Below are 14,904 nucleotides of genomic sequence, written 5' to 3' on the forward strand. Positions count from 1 at the left end.
ACCCGGTCACTCTGGGTTGTCCGCGAGCGATCTCGCCGCCCGGGCGCAGTGGGCGAGCGCCGCCCGGGCGTACGCGGGCGAGGCGCCCGCCAGCCCGCACGTGGGGGTGACGACCACGGACTCGGCGAGAGTCCCCGGATTCAGCCCCAGCCTGCGCCACAGCGTCCTGACACCCATGACGCTACCGCCCGGGTCGGACAATGCCGTGTCGGTGGAGGGCACCACACCGGCGAAGAGCTTCGTGCCGGCCTCCACGGCCTCGCCGAGGGGCTCCTCGTCACGTTCGGTGAGCAGCCCGAAGTCGAACGAGACGCCGGCGACACCGGCCCTGCGGAGCAGGGCGAAGGGCACGCCGGGGGCGCAGGAGTGGACGGTCACGGGCCCGTCGTGGGCGGCGATGACGTCCCGCAGGGTGGCCTCGACGACCTGCCGGTCGACGGCCCGGTGGGTGCGGTAGCCGCTGGCGGTGCGGACCTGGCCGAGGAGGACGGCGGTGAGCGAGGGCTCGTCGAGCTGGAGCACGATCCGGGCGCCGGGCACGCGCTTGGCGAGGTCGGCGAGGTGTTCACGCAGGCCCTCGGCGAGGGAGGCGGCGAGGTCCCGGCAGGCTCCGAGGTCGCCCAGGGCCGCCTCCCCGCCGCGGAGTTCGAGGGCGGCGGCGAGGGTCCACGGGCCGACCGCCTGGACCTTGAGCGGGCCCTCGTACCCCTGGGTGAACTCCTCCAGGGCGTCGAGGTCCTCGCCGAGCCAGGAGCGGGCGCGGCGGGTGTCGCGGCCGGGCCGGTCGCTGATCCGCCAGCCGCTGGGCTCCACGTGCGCGTACAGGTCGACGAGCATCCCGAGGGTGCGGCCGATCATGTCGGCGCCGGGGCCGCGGGCGGGGAGTTCGGCGAGGAAGGGGAAGTCCTCGAAGGAGCCGGTGACGGTCTTGGCGGCCTCGCGGGCGTCGCCGCCGGGCAGGGAGCCGACGCCGGTCGCCGGGCCCCACTGGGCGCTGTCGTTCATCGTCATCGCCCCGGACGGACCGTCAGGTCGTTGACCTCGGCGTCGCGCGGCAGGTCGAGCGCCATCACGATGGTGGTCGCCACGGACTCGGGGTCGATCCAGCGCGCGGGGTCGTACTCCTTGCCCTCCTGCTGGTGCACCTTGGCCTGCATGGGGCTGGCGGTGCGCCCGGGGTAGACGGAGGTGACCCGGACGCCGTGGGCGTGCTCCTCGTGGCGCAGCGAGTCCGCGAGGGCCTTCAGGCCGTGCTTGGAGGCGGCGTACGCGCTCCACTCGGCGTGCGCGTTCAGTCCGGCGCCCGAGTTCACGAAGACGACGTGCCCCTGGGTGAGGCGGAGCTGCGGCAGGAAGTGCCGGGTGAGCTCGGCGGGGGCGATCAGGTTGACGTTCAGCTGGTGGAGCCACGCCTTGGGGGTCAGCTCCCCCACGGTGCCGAGGTCGACGACGCCGGCGATGTGCAGCAGCGAGTCGATCCGCTCGGGCAGGCTCTGGTGCGAGAACGCCCAGGAGATCCTGCCCGGCTCGGCGAGGTCCCCCACGAGCGTCCGCGCGCCGGGAAACTCCGCCGCCAGCTCCTTCGCCCGCCCCGCGTCGCGCGCGTGCAGCACGAGCTCGTCCCCGCGCGCGTGCAACCGCCGCGCGACGGCGGCGCCGATGCCGGAACCGGCCCCGGTGATCACATGAGTAGCCATGGGCCCATGCTCCCACCCGCGCTCAGGAGGAGGGGGTGGGGGCGGGCGTCGTGGCGGACCAGAAGTCGGAGCGGACGTGGGGGGTGGGGATCTCGCCGAGGGGGTACGCGGGCCCGTTGGGCTCGGTGGTCGATGCGGCGACGTCGGACTTCTCGACGCACGGGGTGGTGACGTCGAGGAACACCTGGCCCTTGTAGGCGACCTCCACGGAGAGCATGAAGCCGTCGGACGTCCTGGCGAAGATGGCCGGCGCCTCCTTGTGGGGGTTCACGCCGGTGATCTCGTACCCGCTCTTCTTCCAGAAGCGTTCGATCACGCCCAGGAAGCTGCCGCGCCGCTGCTCTGAGACGATGGTCGTCACGGTGCGCCGCCGGGTCACCGTGCAGCTCCCGGACGTGGTCGTGTCGTGGGCCCACTGGACCTCGGGCACGACGGCCTTCAGCGTCGCGTCGAGCATCGCGTCCGCGCTGTTCGCCGCATCCTGCATGTTCATGTCCAACTTCGCTCCTCCGCCGTCCGGCGTTCCGCATCCCGCGAGCACCGCGCCCGCCAGGAGGACGGAGGCGGCGCCCCGTACCGCCCGTCCCATTCGCCTCATCGGTGCTCCTCCGTCGTGATCAAGTCGGGTTGGCCGGCGACGATCCGTGCGATGTTCTTGGCCGACTCGGGATCCACCTCCGGCGTGAAGTACTGGGAGTGGGCGTCGAAGCCGCCCCCCTCCCGGATCATCGCCGGCCCGTCGTCGACCTTGAAGCGACGGGCGTGGAAGGCCTCGCTCGCCGGGTCCTTGCCGAAGTACACGTCGTCGTTGCCGAGGTCGAAGAGGTCGCGGGTCAGCAGGACGCCCAGCGGGCCGCCCAGCGCGCCTCGTCCTTGCTCGGCAGGTGGGTGACCGGGTCGTTGTCGGCGGCGCCGACGAAGACGTGGTCCTTGCCGACCCCGAGCTCCTCGGCTTTCTGCGCGTCCACGCCGGGGCTGCCGAGGAGGATGATGTCGTCCGCACCGGGGATGCCGCCGGACTGCTGGGCGGCCGTTCCCACGGTGAGCGAACCGTACGAGTGACCGATCGCCGTCACATGGGGATCCGCGTTCTGGTTCGTCGCCGAGAGCCCCGCCATGAACTCGTTGTACGCCGGGGCGCCCCGCTGGGCGTCGCCCTTCGTCATGACGTCCACGTGCTGCGGTGCGTCGTACCCGAGCCAGATGATGGAGGCACTGGACGGGTCGTGGCGCCGGGCACCCATGGCCGTGTCCTGCGCCCGCTTCATCGTGTCGTCGACGAACTCCCCGTCGAGCTTCGTTCCAAGGCCCGGTACGTACGCCGAGACGTTCCTCGACGTGTCCGGGTTGCCGTACGAGACGATCGCGCGGCCGTTGCCCTCGTCGCCGATACCCAGGAGGAACATCGGCGGGTCGCTCGGCGCGTTCAGCTTCTCCTGGATGCCGCGCAGGGCGTCCAGCTTCGTCTTCGCGTCGTCGCCGCCCTCCCGGGCCAGCTCGTCCATGAGGATCGGCAGGTAGGTGCGGTTGGCCTCGTCCCGGGCCGTGGCCGGGATGCCGTCGAGGCCGCCGACCAGGTCCGGGGCGACCTCCAGGTACTCCTCGCGCTGCTCGTCCGTCAGGCCGTCCCACCACTTCTTGCGCTCGGCGGGGCTCTTGTCGGCCGGGACGTCCTCGCCGAGGTACATGCCGGCCGTGCCGCGCACGTCGGCGGTGTCCTGGCGGACGTCCTTCAGGGTGGCCTCGGTGACCTCGAGGCCCTTCTCCGCCTTCAGGCCGGTGAGGGTCCTGGCGTACCGGGCGTCGACCTCGCCGGCGGCCCGCACGGCGCGCGCGATGCGGTCCGCCACGGCCTGGGCCTTCGCCTGGTTCGGGTTGAGCGGCAGGAACCCGGGGAAGCCGCCCTGGGGGCTGCCGAGCGGTGGTGCTTCGAGGGGGAGCCGGGCGCTGCCCCGGACGGTGCCGCCGGGGGCGTCCTTCGCCGTTCCGGCCAGGTCGGTGACCTGAGCGGCCGGGAAGCTCACGGAGCCGTCCTCGTGGACGGTGAGCCCCTGGGCGGCGGCGTCGGCAAGGGCGTTCTTCAGCTGGATCTGCGGCTCCGCGATGTCGGCGGCGAGGCCGTTGAGCGTCGTCCGGACGAGGCCGCACTCGCTGTGCAGATACTGGAAGTTGCGGCTGAGGCGCTTGAGCCGGCCGAGGGCCGCCTCCGCCGACTGGCTCTCCTGCGTCTCGCGGAGCTTCGCGGACATGGCCCGGTCGACCCGGGTCCGGTCGGCGTCGGAGCGGTTCGAGACCTGGTGCCAGGCGTCGCCCGCCTCGGTGAGCTCGGAGGTCTTCAGGTCGCGCAGCTGCTGCCAGGTGAGGGTGGCGCCGGTCATCGCTTCTCCTCGCCGGGCTTGGTGTCGATGGAGGCGAGGGAGCTTTTCACCGACGCGTCGGTCTCGCCCATTTCCTTCGCGACCGCGAGCAATGTCCCCTGAAGCGCCTCGCATTCGTCGCGTACGGACGCGAGGCGGTCCTCCCAGGAGCGTCGTACGGCGGTGAGCGCGGCGAGCGCGGAGAGGCCGGCGGCTCCGGACGACACACCCTCGTGGCCGGGGCCGAGGGCGGAGCGGCTCGTCTCGGTGCTGGTCCGCACGGCGCCCGCCGTACCGGAGGCGCTGGTCCAGGGGCCGTCGCTGTGCTTGAGGTTGCCCGAGCCGGTCGTGCCCGAGGGGCCGGAGCCCGGATCCGTGGAGGCCAGATTCATCCGGGTGTCGTCTCCGGCCGCCCCGAAGATGTCCTGCCAGCGCTGCGTTGGGCCCACCAAGATCCCCCGATCCCCGTTGCGTGTCGTGTGCGCCCGACGACATTAGCGGAGCCCGGCCATGAGTACGCAATCGCGAAGAGGAGTCAGGAACTCAGCCCCTCAGCTGCGACTCCAGGTACGCCAGTGCCGTCGGCCCGTCCTCGGCGAAGAAGGCGAGGTCGGTGAGGGGGCGGGGGAGGAAGCCTTCGTTCTCCATGCGCTGGAACTGGGTCTTGAGGCCGTCGTAGAAGCCGGCGGTGTTGAGGAGGACGACGGGCTTGGTGTGCTTGGCGTGCTTCTTCAGTTCCAGGATCTCGGTGGCCTCGTCGAGGGTGCCGGTGCCGCCGACCATGACGACGATCGCGTCGGACTTGGCGAGGAGGAGGGCCTTCCGCTCGGCGAGGTCGCCGGCGATGGTCATCTCGTCGGCGTTCGGGCGGGCCTTGGCGGCGAGGAAGTCGACGGAGACGCCGACGAGGCGGCCGCCGGCCTCCTGGACGCCGTCCGCGACGACCTTCATCAGGCCGGTGTCGGAGCCGCCCCAGACGAGGGTGTGGCCGGCCTTGCCGAGGAGGCCGGCGAACTCGCGGGCGGGGGCGGTGTAGCGCTCGTCGAGGTCGGCGGCGGAGAGGAAGACGCAGATGTTCATGCCGCCACCGTAGGCCACGGGGCTTTTCGGACCTCGCTGAGCTGCGGGTTCCAAGATTCTTGGGGAAATCCCGGGGCGCGGCGATGAGTTCCGGCGGGGGCGCCGGTCTGCCCTGCCATGGACGAGGTGAGGACGGTCGTGTCGCGGGACGGGACGACGATCGCGTACGGGCGGTACGGGGCCGGGGACGGGCCCGCGGTGGTGCTGGTGGGCGGGGAGCCGGGGCCGGGGGCCGGGGAGGTGCCGCTGGCGCGGCTGCTGGCGCGGGACTTCCCCGTGCTCGTGTACGACCGCCGGGGGCGCGGCCGCGACCGCGCGCCCGAGCGGGAGCTGGAGGACCTGGCGGCGGTGCTGGCGGCGGCCGGGCCCGGCGCGGCGGTGCACGGCAACGGGGCGGGCGGCGCGCTGGCGCTCGCGGCCGCGGCGGCGGGGCTGCCGGTGGCGGCGGTGTCGGTCTTCGAGCCGGCGTACGACGCTCTCGTGGCCCTTCCCGAGGTCCACGCGCGCGTGCTGGTGGTCGACGGGGGCGCCAGCCCCGCGCCGGTGCGCCGGGCGGCCCGGGAGCTGTCTGCGCTGCTGCCCCGGGCCCGGCACCGGACCCTCACGGGGCAGACCCACGAGGTGGCGCCGCATGTGCTGGCGCCGGTGCTCGCGGAGTTCGTGGCGGAGTCGTCCGACGTCGCGTGAGCCGGACGGCCCCCGCTACGCGGGGGTCGCCGCCGTGCGCCGTACCGTCGTCGCGATGGTGGCCGAGCCGACCACGCGGGTGCCGTCGTAGAGGACGATGGCCTGGCCGGGGGCGACTCCCCTGACGGGCTCGTCGAAGGCGACCTTCAGCTCGCCGTCCTCCAGGGTCGCGCTCACCTCGGTCTCGCCGCCGTGGGCGCGGAGCTGGGCGGTGTAGCGGCCGGGGCCCTCGGGGGCGGTGCCGCACCAGCGGGGCTTGATCGCGGTGAGGGCGGTGACGTCGAGGGACTCGGCGGGGCCGACGGTGACCGTGTTGTCCACGGGCGAGATGTCGAGGACGTAGCGGGGCTTGCCGTCGGCGGCCGGGTGGCCGATGCGCAGGCCCTTGCGCTGGCCGATGGTGTAGCCGTACGCGCCCTCGTGGGTGCCCAGCTTCGTCCCCGACTCGTCGACGATGTCGCCCTCCGCGCGGCCCAGGCGGGAGGCGAGGAAGCCCTGGGTGTCGCCGTCGGCGATGAAGCAGATGTCGTGGCTGTCGGGCTTCTTGGCGACGGCGAGGCCGCGCCGCTCGGCCTCGGCCCGGATCTCGTCCTTGGTGGTGAGGGTGTCGCCGAGCGGGAACATCGCGTGGGCGAGCTGCTGCTCGTCCAGGACGCCGAGCACGTACGACTGGTCCTTCGCCATGTCGGAGGCGCGGTGCAGCTCGCGGGTGCCGTCCCCGTTCAGCACCACGGTGGCGTAGTGGCCGGTGCAGACCGCGTCGAAGCCGAGGGCGAGCGCCTTGTCGAGCAGCGCGGCGAACTTGATCTTCTCGTTGCAGCGCAGGCACGGGTTGGGCGTACGGCCGGCCTCGTACTCCGCGACGAAGTCGTCGACGACGTCGGCCCGGAAGCGCTCGGCGAGGTCCCACACGTAGAAGGGGATGCCGATGACGTCGGCGGCCCGGCGCGCGTCGCGCGAGTCCTCGATGGTGCAGCAGCCGCGGGCTCCGGTGCGGAAGGACTGCGGGTTCGCGGAGAGCGCGAGGTGCACTCCGGTCACGTCGTGCCCGGCCTCGACGGCACGGGCGGCGGCGACGGCGGAGTCCACCCCGCCGGACATGGCGGCGAGGACCCGGAGGGGACCGGTGCGGGGGCTCTGGGGCGGGGTCTGAGTCATAGCCCTACCAGGGTACGGGTCGGCGGGAACCGTCTGGCCTGGACCGAGCGTTCTGGTGGGCATGGGGAGCGAGAACGGGAAGAAGCGGGGGGTCGGGCGGCGTGCCGTCCTGCTCGGCGGCGGGGCGGCCGTGGTCGGCACGGCGGTGCTGGCCCGCGAGGAGCTGGCGCGGGCCTGGTGGCGGCTGCCGTGGATGGAGAAGCCGCGGGTGGACGGGGAGCTGGACTACCGAGCGGCCGCGTGGACGGCGGCGCACCAGGCGAACTCGCGGCGGGCGAACCGGCCGGACGACTACCGGATCGACCGGGTGGTGATCCACGTCGTGCAGGGCAGTTACTCCACCGCGCTGAAGGTCTTCAGGAACCCGCTGCACGAGGCCGCCACGCACTACGTGGTCGGCAAGGACGGGCGGGTCGCGCAGATGGTGCGGGAGCTCGACGTGGCGTACCACGCCGGGAACCGGGAGATGAACGAGCGGAGCATCGGCATCGAGCACGAGGGCTTCGTGGACCGGCCGCAGGACTTCACGAAGGCCATGTACGAGGCGTCGGCCCGGCTGACGGCGGACATCTGCGCCCGGCACGGGATACCGGTGGACCGGGAGCACCTCGTCGAGCACGCGGAGGTCGAGGGCACCGACCACACCGATCCCGGCCCGCACTGGGACTGGGACCGGTATCTGGAGCTGGTCCGCCGGGAGCGGACGAAGCTCCCGGCGTGAGCCCCGGGGTGAGCCCTGCGTAAGCCCCGCGTGAGCCCTGTGTGAGCCCCGCCAGACCGGACCCGCCTGGCTCAGCTGAGACCGGCGGTCCTGGCGCGCTCCACGGCGGGGCCGATGGCCTCGGCGACGGCCTTCACGTCGTCCTCGGTGGAGGTGTGGCCGAGGGAGAAGCGCAGGGTGCCGCGGGCCAGGTCGGGGTCGGTGCCGGTGGCGAGCAGGACGTGGCTGGGCTGGGCGATGCCCGCGGTGCAGGCGGAGCCGGTGGAGCAGGCGATGCCGGCGGCGTCGAGGAGGAGGAGCAGGGAGTCGCCCTCGCAGCCGGGGAAGGTGAAGTGGGCGTTGGCCGGGAGCCGGTCGTCCGGGTCGCCGCCGAGGATCGCGTCGGGGACGGCGGTACGGACGGTGGTGACGAGCGCGTCGCGCAGGGCGCCGACCTCGCGGGCGAAGGTCTCCTGCCCGTCGGCGGCGAGCCGGGCGGCGGTGGCGAAGGCGGCGACGGCGGGGACGTCGAGGGTGCCGGAGCGGACGTGGCGCTCCTGTCCGCCGCCGTGGAGGACGGGCACGGGCGTGTGCTCGCGGCCGAGGAGCAGGGCGCCGATGCCGTACGGGCCGCCGATCTTGTGACCGGAGACGGTCATGGCGGCGAGGCCGGAGGCGGCGAAGTCGACCGGGAGCTGCCCTACCGCCTGGACGGCGTCGGCGTGCAGCGGGACGCCGAACTCGGCGGCGGTGTCGGCGAGCGCGCGGACCGGCATGACGGTGCCGATCTCGTTGTTGGCCCACATCACCGTGGCGAGGGCGACGGACTCCGGGTCGCGGGCGAGGGCCTCGCGCAGCGCCTCGGGGTGGACCCGGCCGTACGCGTCGACCGGCAGGTACTCGACGTCGGCGCCCTCGTGGGTGGCGAGCCAGTCGACGGCGTCGAGGACGGCGTGGTGCTCGACGGGGCTGGCGAGGACGCGGGTGCGGCGCGGGTCGGCGGCGCGGCGGGACCAGTACAGGCCCTTCACCGCGAGGTTGTCGGCCTCGGTGCCGCCGGAGGTGAACACCACCTCGCTGGGCCGGGCGCCGAGCGCGGCGGCGAGGGTCTCGCGGCCCTCCTCGACGGTCCGCCGGGCGCGGCGCCCCGCGGCGTGCAGGGACGAGGCGTTGCCCGTGACGGCGAGCTGGGCGGTCATCGCCTCGATCGCCTCGGGAAGCATGGGCGTGGTCGCGGCGTGGTCGAGGTAAGCCATGGTGGGTCGATTCTACGAGCCCGGGTGCGGCCTTCCTCGACGAGGCCGGACCCGACCCCCGGCGACCGCCCCGTTCAGGCCATACCGGGGGTGGGCCAGGGGGCGGGTCAGGGGGTGGAGCGGGGGGTGGAGCGGGAGTGGAGCGCAGGCCGGACCGGGTCAGTCGCGCGGGGCGCGGGCGAGCTGGCGGGACTGGGCCACGAGCCGTCCGGCGCTGTCCCAGACCTCGGCGTCCTCCTCCAGGAAGCCGCCGGCGAGGTTGCGGGTGGTGATGGAGACCCGCAGCGGGCCGGGGGCGGGGCGGCAGCGGACGTGGGTGGTGAGCTCCACGGTCGGGGTCCAGCCCTTGAGGCCCAGCTCGAAGGAGGTCGGCGGCAGGGCGTCGACGGCGAGCAGCAGCGAGAGCGGGTCGGGCTCGCGGCCGTCGGCGAGGCCGAACCAGGCGCGCATCTCGCCCTTGCCGGAGGGCGCGCCGATCGCCCAGCCGACGCAGGCGGGGTCGAGGCGCAGGTCGAGCCGGTCGGTGATGGCGGAGGAGCCGGGGATCGGCGGGGCCGGGCCGTCGGAGGCGCTGAAGCACTGGTCGATCGGGGCGAAGGCGGGCGGTACGGCGGTGGTGCGCACGTCGTCCGCGAGGGCGCCCAGGTCGCCGTAGGAGGCGAGGACGCGGATCCGCTCGACCTCGGTGCCGTCCTCGGCGTACTGGTAGAGGGAGGCGGTGCCGGTGGAGAGGGTCCGGCCGGTGCGGACGGTCTCCGTCCTGATGACCGCGGGGCCCGGCGCCGACGGCGTGAGGTAGTGCGCCGAGATGGTGAACGGGTCGGGGTGCGGCAGGTGGTCGCCGAGCGCGCGGCCGAGGAGGGCGAGGAGGTAGCCGCCGTTGACGGCATGGATGATCGTCCAGCCGGCCGAGAGGTCGGCGTCGTACACACCGGGCTCGCGGAGGGTGACGGCGGTGTCCCGGTCGAACTCGCTGAGCGCCGCGGTCTCGGCGGCGGTGCTCGTCTCGATGCTCGTCTCGGGGCTCGTCTCGGTGCTCGTGCTCATACGGCCGACGGTACCGCAGGAAACTACTGAGCGGTAGCTTTTTCGGGCTCCTCGCGGGCCGACGAACGGCGGTTCCACGCGCGCGGGGCCCGCCAGTGGTAGCGCATGGCGAGCAGCCGCAGAAGGAAGGCGGTGAGCACGGCGGCGCCGCTGGTGTAGGCGTTCAGGATGTCGTAGCGGATGAACAGCACGACCATGGCCGAGCCGACGATCGCGGGCACCGCGTAGAGGTCGCGGTCCCAGCGGAGCAGCGAGGGCACCTCGTTGGCGAGGACGTCGCGCAGCACGCCGCCGCCGACGGCCGTGGCGAGGCCGAGCGCCGCCGAGGAGGTGAGGCCGAGCCCGTAGTCGTACGCCTTCGTCGTCCCGGTCACGCAGAAGAGGCCGAGGCCGGCCGCGTCGAAGACGTTCACCGCGGTCTGGGTCCGCTCCACCTCCGGGTGGAGGAAGAAGACGAGCACGGTGGCGACCAGCGGCATGAGGAAGTAGCCGAGGTCGGTGAAGGCGGCCGGGGGTACGGCCCCGATGATCAGGTCGCGCAGGAGACCGCCGCCGAGCGCGGTGACCTCGGCGAGCACCGCCATGCCGAAGACGTCGAAGTTCTTGCGGACGGCGAGGAGGGCGCCGGAGATGGCGAAGACGAAGATGCCGACGAGGTCGAGCGTGTGTTGGACCGACGGGCTGAACAGATCGTGGAGCACCGGCCAATTGTGCCGTGTGTTCGGAAAGGGCCCGGCCGCCACACGGCGACCGGGCCCTCTCCGGATGTCCTACTTGTCCTCGGAGGCGTCCTCGGAGGCGTCCTTGGAGGTGCCTTCGGAGGAGTCCCCAGAGGTCCCGTCGGAAGCGGCCTCCGCCTCCGGCGCCTCCGCCTGGGCCGGGATCACGACCGCGTCGGTGTCGCCCGCCGGGCGGAGCGTGCCGTCCTGGATCTCGCGGGTGAAGTGGCAGGCCACCTTGTGCCCGCCGCCCGCGTCCGTGAGCTCCGGGCGCTCCGTGCCGCAGCGGTCCTGCGCCCAGGGGCAGCGGGTGTGGAAGCGGCAGCCGGCCGGCGGGTTCGCCGGGGAGGGCAGGTCGCCGTGGAGGAGGATCCGCTCGCGGCGCTCCTCGACCTCGGGGTCCGGCACCGGCACCGCGGACATGAGCGCCCGGGTGTACGGGTGCAGCGGCTCCTCGTACAGCGTGTCGCTCGGCGCCTCCTCGACCAGGGAGCCGAGGTACATCACGCCGATGACGTCCGAGATGTGCCGGACGACGGCGAGGTCGTGGGCGATGACCAGGTAGGTCAGGCCCATCGACTCCTGGAGCTCTTCGAGCAGGTTGATGACCTGGGCCTGGATGGAGACGTCGAGCGCGGAGACCGGCTCGTCGCAGATGATCAGGTCGGGTTCGAGGACCAGCGCGCGGGCGATGCCGATGCGCTGGCGCTGGCCGCCGGAGAACTCGTGCGGGTAGCGGGAGAGCGAGTTGGCGGGCAGGCCCACCTTGGCGAGGATCTCCCGGATCCTCTCCCGCCGCTCGTCCTGGTTCGCGCCGATGCCGTGCGCGGCCATGCCCTCGCTGAGGATCGACTCGATGTTCTGGCGCGGGTTGAGGCTGCCCAGCGGGTCCTGGAAGACCATCTGGAGGCGGCGGCGGAAGGTCCGCAGCTCCTTCTCGGGCAGCTTGGCCACGTCGGTGCCGTCGAGGACGACGGAGCCGTCGGTGACGTCGACGAGCCGCAGCACGGCCCGCCCGAGGGTGGTCTTGCCGCAGCCCGACTCGCCGACCAGGCCGTACGTCTGGCCCGCCTCGACCTTGAGCGAGATGCCGTCCACGGCGTAGACGTGGCCGACCGTGCGGTCGAAGAGGATGCCCTTCTTGACGGGGAAGTGGACCTTCACGCCGTCGAGTTCGAGCAGGCTCATGCCGGTACCTCCGTCGTGGCGAGGACCGGGTTCGCGCAGCGGGCGCGGTGGCCGGCCGCGCGCGGTTCGGTCAGTTCGGGCGTGCCGGTGAGGCACTCCATCTCGTACCGGTCGCAGCGGGGGGCGAAGGCGCAGCCGTCGGCCCAGGCGATCTGGTCGTTGATGGACCCGCGGATCGGGTGGAGCGGTTCGCCGCGCGGGGCGTCGAGCCGGGGGATGGAGCCGAACAGGCCGTGGGTGTACGGGTGCGTCGGGTGGGCGAACAGCTCGCGGCGGCCCGCCGATTCGACGACCTTGCCGGCGTAGAGGACGTTCACCTGGTCGCAGAGGCCGGCGACGACACCCAGGTCGTGGGTGATCATCAGCAGCGCGGTGCCCTCCTGGTCGACCAGTTCCTTGAGGAGTTCGAGGATCTGAGCCTGGATGGTGACGTCGAGCGCGGTGGTCGGCTCGTCGGCGATGAGCAGGCGGGGGGCGCAGGCCACCGCCATGGCGATGAGCGCGCGCTGCCGCATGCCGCCGGAGAGCTGGTGCGGGTACTCCTTGAGGCGCCGGTCCGGGTCGGGGATGCCGACCCGGTCGAGCAGGTGCGCGGCCTCCTTGCGGGCGGCCTCGCCCTTCAGCCCGCGGTGGCGCTGGAGGATCTCGGTGACCTGGACGCCGATGGGGATGACCGGGTTCAGCGAGGACAGCGGGTCCTGGAAGATCATCGCCATGTCGCGTCCGCGCAGGTCGCGCATCTTGGACGGGGACAGCTTCAGCAGGTCCGTGCCGTCGAGGTCGGCGCGGCCGCCGAGGGTGACGCCCTTGGCGGGCAGCAGCCCCATGAGGGCGAGCGAGGTCACGGACTTGCCGCACCCCGACTCGCCGACGAGGCCGACGACCTGGCCCTGGTCGACGCTGAAGGAGACGCCGTTGACCGCCCGGACGTCCTTGCGGCCGCGGCCGCCGAAGGTGACGGTGAGTTCGTCCACGGTGAGCAGTGGCATGGTCAGCCTCGCAGCTTCGGGTCGAGGGCTTCGCGCATGGCCTCGCCGAGCAGGGTGAAGCCGAGGGCGGTGATGACGATGCCGACCGCCGGGTACATGGACATCATCGGCTCGTTGTCGAAGAAGCGCTGGGCCGCGGAGAGCATGACGCCCCACTCCGGCACCGCGGGGTCGGGGTTGCCGAGTCCGAGGTAGGAGAGGGCGGCGGCCTCGATGATGGCGGTGGCGAGGCTGAGCGTCGCCTGGACGATCACCGGGCTCAGCGAGTTCGGCAGGATCTGGGTGAAGACGATCCGCCGCTTGCGGATGCCGAGCGAGCGGGCCGCGAGGACGTAGTCGCTGTTGCCCTGGGCGAGCATCGAGCCGCGCAGCAGACGGGCGAAGACCGGGATCTGCACCACGCCGACGGCGATCATCACGGTGGTGAGGGACTGGCCCAGCACGGCGGCGACGGAGACGGCGAGGAGCAGGGACGGCAGCGCGAGCAGGATGTCGGTGACGCGCATGATCGCGTCGTCGATCCGCCGTCCGGCCTTGCCGCCGAGGGTCGCGCAGGCGCCCGACAGGATGCCGACCACGGCGCCGATCAGCAGACCGATGAGCATGGAGACGACGCCGACGAGCAGCGTCTGGCGGGCGCCCACGAGCATCCGGGAGAACAGGTCGCGGCCGAGGTGGTCGAGGCCGAACCAGTTCCCGGCGCGCGCGCCGACGAACTCGCCGCGGTTGGAGAAGACCTCGCCGCGCCAGGTCTGCTCGGCGGGGCCGTACGGGGCGATCCACGGGCCGATGATCGCCAGCAGGACGAACCCGGCGATGATCACGCCGCCGATGATGGCCATCTTGCTGGCGCGCAGCCGGCGCAGCGCCTCGCGCCAGAGGCTGGCGCCGCTGGCGGTCTCGGTCTTCGCCGTGAGCTGGGCGAGCCGGTCGATCTTGGAAGTGGTGGTGATCAGACTCATCAGTGCACCCGCACCCTCGGGTCGATGACGCTGTACGCGAGGTCGACGAGCATGTTGATCACCACGTAGATCACGGCGATGAACATGATGAAGCCGACCAGCACCGGGTAGTCACGGGCGTCGATGGCGGTCCGGATGAAGGAGCCGATGCCGCCGAAGGTGAAGACGGACTCGGTGAGCACCGCGCCGGAGAGCAGGCTGCCGGTGAGCAGGCCGACGGCGGTGACGACGGGGAGCATCGCGTTGCGCAGGATGTGGCGGACGCGGACGACCCGGCGCTCCAGGCCCTTGGACTCGGCGGTGCGGATGTAGTCCTCGCCGAGCACCTCCAGGACGCTGGCGCGGGTCATGCGGACGATGACCGCGAGCGGGATGGTGGCCAGGGCGATGCCGGGCAGCACGAGGTGCATCAGCGCGTCCCAGGCGGCGTCGAACTCGCCGGTGAGCACGCCGTCGAGGACGGCGAAGCCGGTGACGCTGGTGGCGTCGATGCCGGTGGACTGGCGGCCGAAGGTGCCGAAGATGTCACCGAAGGCGCCCTTGAGCAGCTGCGCCAGGAAGAAGACCGGGATGCAGATGCCGACGAGGGAGCCGGAGACGGAGGCCACGTCGATCCAGCCGCCGCGCTTGCGGGCGGCGAGGTAGCCGAGCGGGATGCCCACGGCGATGGCGATGAACATGGCCGCGAGGCTGAGTTCGACCGTCGCGGGGAAGCGCAGGACGAACTCGTCCCAGACGGGCTGGCCGGTCTGCACCGAGGTGCCGAGGTCGAGGTCGAGAAGGCGCTTGAGGAAGCGTCCGTACTGGACGTAGATCGGCTGGTCGAGTCCCAGCGCGCGGTTGATGCGCGCCACATCGGCTTCGGTCGCCCGCTCGCCCAGGATCGCTGAGGCGGGTCCGCCGGGCAGTCGGTTCAGCCAGATGAACAGCAGAACCGACAGGCCGAGCAGGGTGGGTATGAGCTGGAGAAGTCGTCGTACGACGAGTCGCAACACCCCGCGTGCCCCTTTCTTGCGTGTGGAGGGTGGATGCGCGGACGCCCGGTCACGGCAGGAGCGCGTGAC

Annotated in this window: 15 protein-coding genes and 1 pseudogene; 2 read left to right on the top strand and 14 right to left on the bottom strand. The window is 72.7% G+C overall.

Annotation, left to right across the window (positions count from 1 at the left end; translation table 11 throughout):
- Nucleotides 1–6: 6 nt before the first annotated feature.
- The 6 genes and pseudogenes from ACFXMG_RS25500 to ACFXMG_RS25525 all read right to left on the bottom strand — a co-directional run bounded on the left by ACFXMG_RS25500 (nucleotide 7) and on the right by ACFXMG_RS25525 (nucleotide 5,134).
- Nucleotides 7–1,005, bottom strand: coding sequence for a methionine synthase (locus ACFXMG_RS25500; protein ID WP_383828145.1), 999 nt, complete (start codon nucleotides 1,003–1,005; stop codon nucleotides 7–9).
- A 2-nt stretch (nucleotides 1,006–1,007) separates the two neighbouring features.
- Nucleotides 1,008–1,697, bottom strand: coding sequence for an SDR family oxidoreductase (locus ACFXMG_RS25505; protein WP_383828089.1), 690 nt, complete (start codon nucleotides 1,695–1,697; stop codon nucleotides 1,008–1,010).
- Between the two features lie 22 nt (nucleotides 1,698–1,719).
- The gene (locus tag ACFXMG_RS25510; RefSeq protein ID WP_383828091.1) at nucleotides 1,720–2,190 is read right to left on the bottom strand and encodes a hypothetical protein; all 471 of its coding nucleotides are present in this window, start codon (nucleotides 2,188–2,190) and stop codon (nucleotides 1,720–1,722) included.
- A 101-nt stretch (nucleotides 2,191–2,291) separates the two neighbouring features.
- Nucleotides 2,292–4,075, bottom strand: a pseudogene (locus ACFXMG_RS25515) (alpha/beta hydrolase).
- Nucleotides 4,072–4,503 (bottom strand): hypothetical protein, encoded by a 432-nt coding sequence (locus ACFXMG_RS25520; protein ID WP_383828146.1) that lies wholly within the window; start codon nucleotides 4,501–4,503, stop codon nucleotides 4,072–4,074. Before ACFXMG_RS25520 ends, ACFXMG_RS25515 begins: the two are co-directional and overlap by 4 nt.
- 94 nt (nucleotides 4,504–4,597) lie before the next feature.
- Nucleotides 4,598–5,134 carry a TIGR00730 family Rossman fold protein gene (locus tag ACFXMG_RS25525; protein WP_383828093.1) on the bottom strand — a complete coding sequence of 179 codons (537 nt, stop codon included), beginning with the start codon at nucleotides 5,132–5,134 and terminating at the stop codon, nucleotides 4,598–4,600.
- Between the two features lie 117 nt (nucleotides 5,135–5,251).
- Between ACFXMG_RS25525 and ACFXMG_RS25530 the strand changes: the two genes are divergently transcribed.
- Nucleotides 5,252–5,821, top strand: coding sequence for an alpha/beta fold hydrolase (locus tag ACFXMG_RS25530; RefSeq protein WP_383828095.1), 570 nt, complete (start codon nucleotides 5,252–5,254; stop codon nucleotides 5,819–5,821).
- Nucleotides 5,822–5,836: 15 nt separating this feature from the next.
- On the opposite strand, the gene mnmA is transcribed toward ACFXMG_RS25530, so the two are convergent.
- A complete protein-coding gene (gene mnmA, locus ACFXMG_RS25535) occupies nucleotides 5,837–6,979 on the bottom strand; it encodes a tRNA 2-thiouridine(34) synthase MnmA (protein WP_383828097.1) in 1,143 nt (380 codons plus the stop codon).
- A gap of 61 nt (nucleotides 6,980–7,040) precedes the next feature.
- Between mnmA and ACFXMG_RS25540 the strand changes: the two genes are divergently transcribed.
- The gene (locus ACFXMG_RS25540) at nucleotides 7,041–7,700 is read left to right on the top strand and encodes an N-acetylmuramoyl-L-alanine amidase (protein WP_383828099.1); all 660 of its coding nucleotides are present in this window, start codon (nucleotides 7,041–7,043) and stop codon (nucleotides 7,698–7,700) included.
- Between the two features lie 71 nt (nucleotides 7,701–7,771).
- Here the strand turns inward: ACFXMG_RS25540 and ACFXMG_RS25545 are convergent, their stop codons facing one another.
- The 7 genes from ACFXMG_RS25545 to ACFXMG_RS25575 form a co-directional block, all read right to left on the bottom strand.
- Nucleotides 7,772–8,935 (bottom strand): cysteine desulfurase family protein, encoded by a 1,164-nt coding sequence (locus ACFXMG_RS25545; protein ID WP_383828101.1) that lies wholly within the window; start codon nucleotides 8,933–8,935, stop codon nucleotides 7,772–7,774.
- 159 nt (nucleotides 8,936–9,094) lie between these two features.
- Nucleotides 9,095–9,982 carry a thioesterase family protein gene (locus ACFXMG_RS25550; protein ID WP_383828103.1) on the bottom strand — a complete coding sequence of 296 codons (888 nt, stop codon included), beginning with the start codon at nucleotides 9,980–9,982 and terminating at the stop codon, nucleotides 9,095–9,097.
- A 23-nt stretch (nucleotides 9,983–10,005) separates the two neighbouring features.
- Complete coding sequence (locus ACFXMG_RS25555) at nucleotides 10,006–10,683, bottom strand: trimeric intracellular cation channel family protein (protein ID WP_383828105.1); 678 nt, start codon at nucleotides 10,681–10,683, stop codon at nucleotides 10,006–10,008.
- Between the two features lie 69 nt (nucleotides 10,684–10,752).
- Nucleotides 10,753–11,889 (bottom strand): ABC transporter ATP-binding protein, encoded by a 1,137-nt coding sequence (locus ACFXMG_RS25560; RefSeq protein ID WP_383828107.1) that lies wholly within the window; start codon nucleotides 11,887–11,889, stop codon nucleotides 10,753–10,755.
- Nucleotides 11,886–12,878, bottom strand: a complete 993-nt coding sequence (locus ACFXMG_RS25565) for an ABC transporter ATP-binding protein (protein ID WP_383828109.1) — start codon at nucleotides 12,876–12,878, stop codon at nucleotides 11,886–11,888. The genes ACFXMG_RS25560 and ACFXMG_RS25565 overlap by 4 nt, the downstream gene beginning before the upstream one ends.
- Nucleotides 12,879–12,880: 2 nt before the next feature.
- Nucleotides 12,881–13,840, bottom strand: coding sequence for an ABC transporter permease (locus tag ACFXMG_RS25570; RefSeq protein WP_383828111.1), 960 nt, complete (start codon nucleotides 13,838–13,840; stop codon nucleotides 12,881–12,883).
- Nucleotides 13,840–14,835, bottom strand: a complete 996-nt coding sequence (locus ACFXMG_RS25575) for an ABC transporter permease (protein WP_383828113.1) — start codon at nucleotides 14,833–14,835, stop codon at nucleotides 13,840–13,842. The genes ACFXMG_RS25570 and ACFXMG_RS25575 overlap by 1 nt, the downstream gene beginning before the upstream one ends.
- Between the last annotated feature and the right edge of the window lie 69 nt (nucleotides 14,836–14,904).

The sequence above is a fragment of the Streptomyces sp. NPDC059201 genome, assembly GCF_042754585.1.
Classification (GTDB): domain Bacteria; phylum Actinomycetota; class Actinomycetes; order Streptomycetales; family Streptomycetaceae; genus Streptomyces.

Excerpts from the sequence above, each read along its gene's own strand:
- ACFXMG_RS25500 (WP_383828145.1), bottom strand. The coding sequence starts at position 1,005 with ATGAACGACAGCGCCCAGTGGGGCCCGGCGACCGGCGTCGGCTCCCTG.
- ACFXMG_RS25505 (WP_383828089.1), bottom strand. The coding sequence starts at position 1,697 with ATGGCTACTCATGTGATCACCGGGGCCGGTTCCGGCATCGGCGCCGCC.
- ACFXMG_RS25510 (WP_383828091.1), bottom strand. The coding sequence starts at position 2,190 with ATGAACATGCAGGATGCGGCGAACAGCGCGGACGCGATGCTCGACGCG.
- ACFXMG_RS25525 (WP_383828093.1), bottom strand. The coding sequence starts at position 5,134 with ATGAACATCTGCGTCTTCCTCTCCGCCGCCGACCTCGACGAGCGCTAC.
- ACFXMG_RS25530 (WP_383828095.1), top strand. The coding sequence starts at position 5,252 with ATGGACGAGGTGAGGACGGTCGTGTCGCGGGACGGGACGACGATCGCG.
- mnmA (WP_383828097.1), bottom strand. The coding sequence starts at position 6,979 with ATGACTCAGACCCCGCCCCAGAGCCCCCGCACCGGTCCCCTCCGGGTC.
- ACFXMG_RS25540 (WP_383828099.1), top strand. The coding sequence starts at position 7,041 with ATGGGGAGCGAGAACGGGAAGAAGCGGGGGGTCGGGCGGCGTGCCGTC.
- ACFXMG_RS25545 (WP_383828101.1), bottom strand. The coding sequence starts at position 8,935 with ATGGCTTACCTCGACCACGCCGCGACCACGCCCATGCTTCCCGAGGCG.
- ACFXMG_RS25550 (WP_383828103.1), bottom strand. The coding sequence starts at position 9,982 with ATGAGCACGAGCACCGAGACGAGCCCCGAGACGAGCATCGAGACGAGC.
- ACFXMG_RS25560 (WP_383828107.1), bottom strand. The coding sequence starts at position 11,889 with ATGAGCCTGCTCGAACTCGACGGCGTGAAGGTCCACTTCCCCGTCAAG.
- ACFXMG_RS25565 (WP_383828109.1), bottom strand. The coding sequence starts at position 12,878 with ATGCCACTGCTCACCGTGGACGAACTCACCGTCACCTTCGGCGGCCGC.
- ACFXMG_RS25570 (WP_383828111.1), bottom strand. The coding sequence starts at position 13,840 with ATGAGTCTGATCACCACCACTTCCAAGATCGACCGGCTCGCCCAGCTC.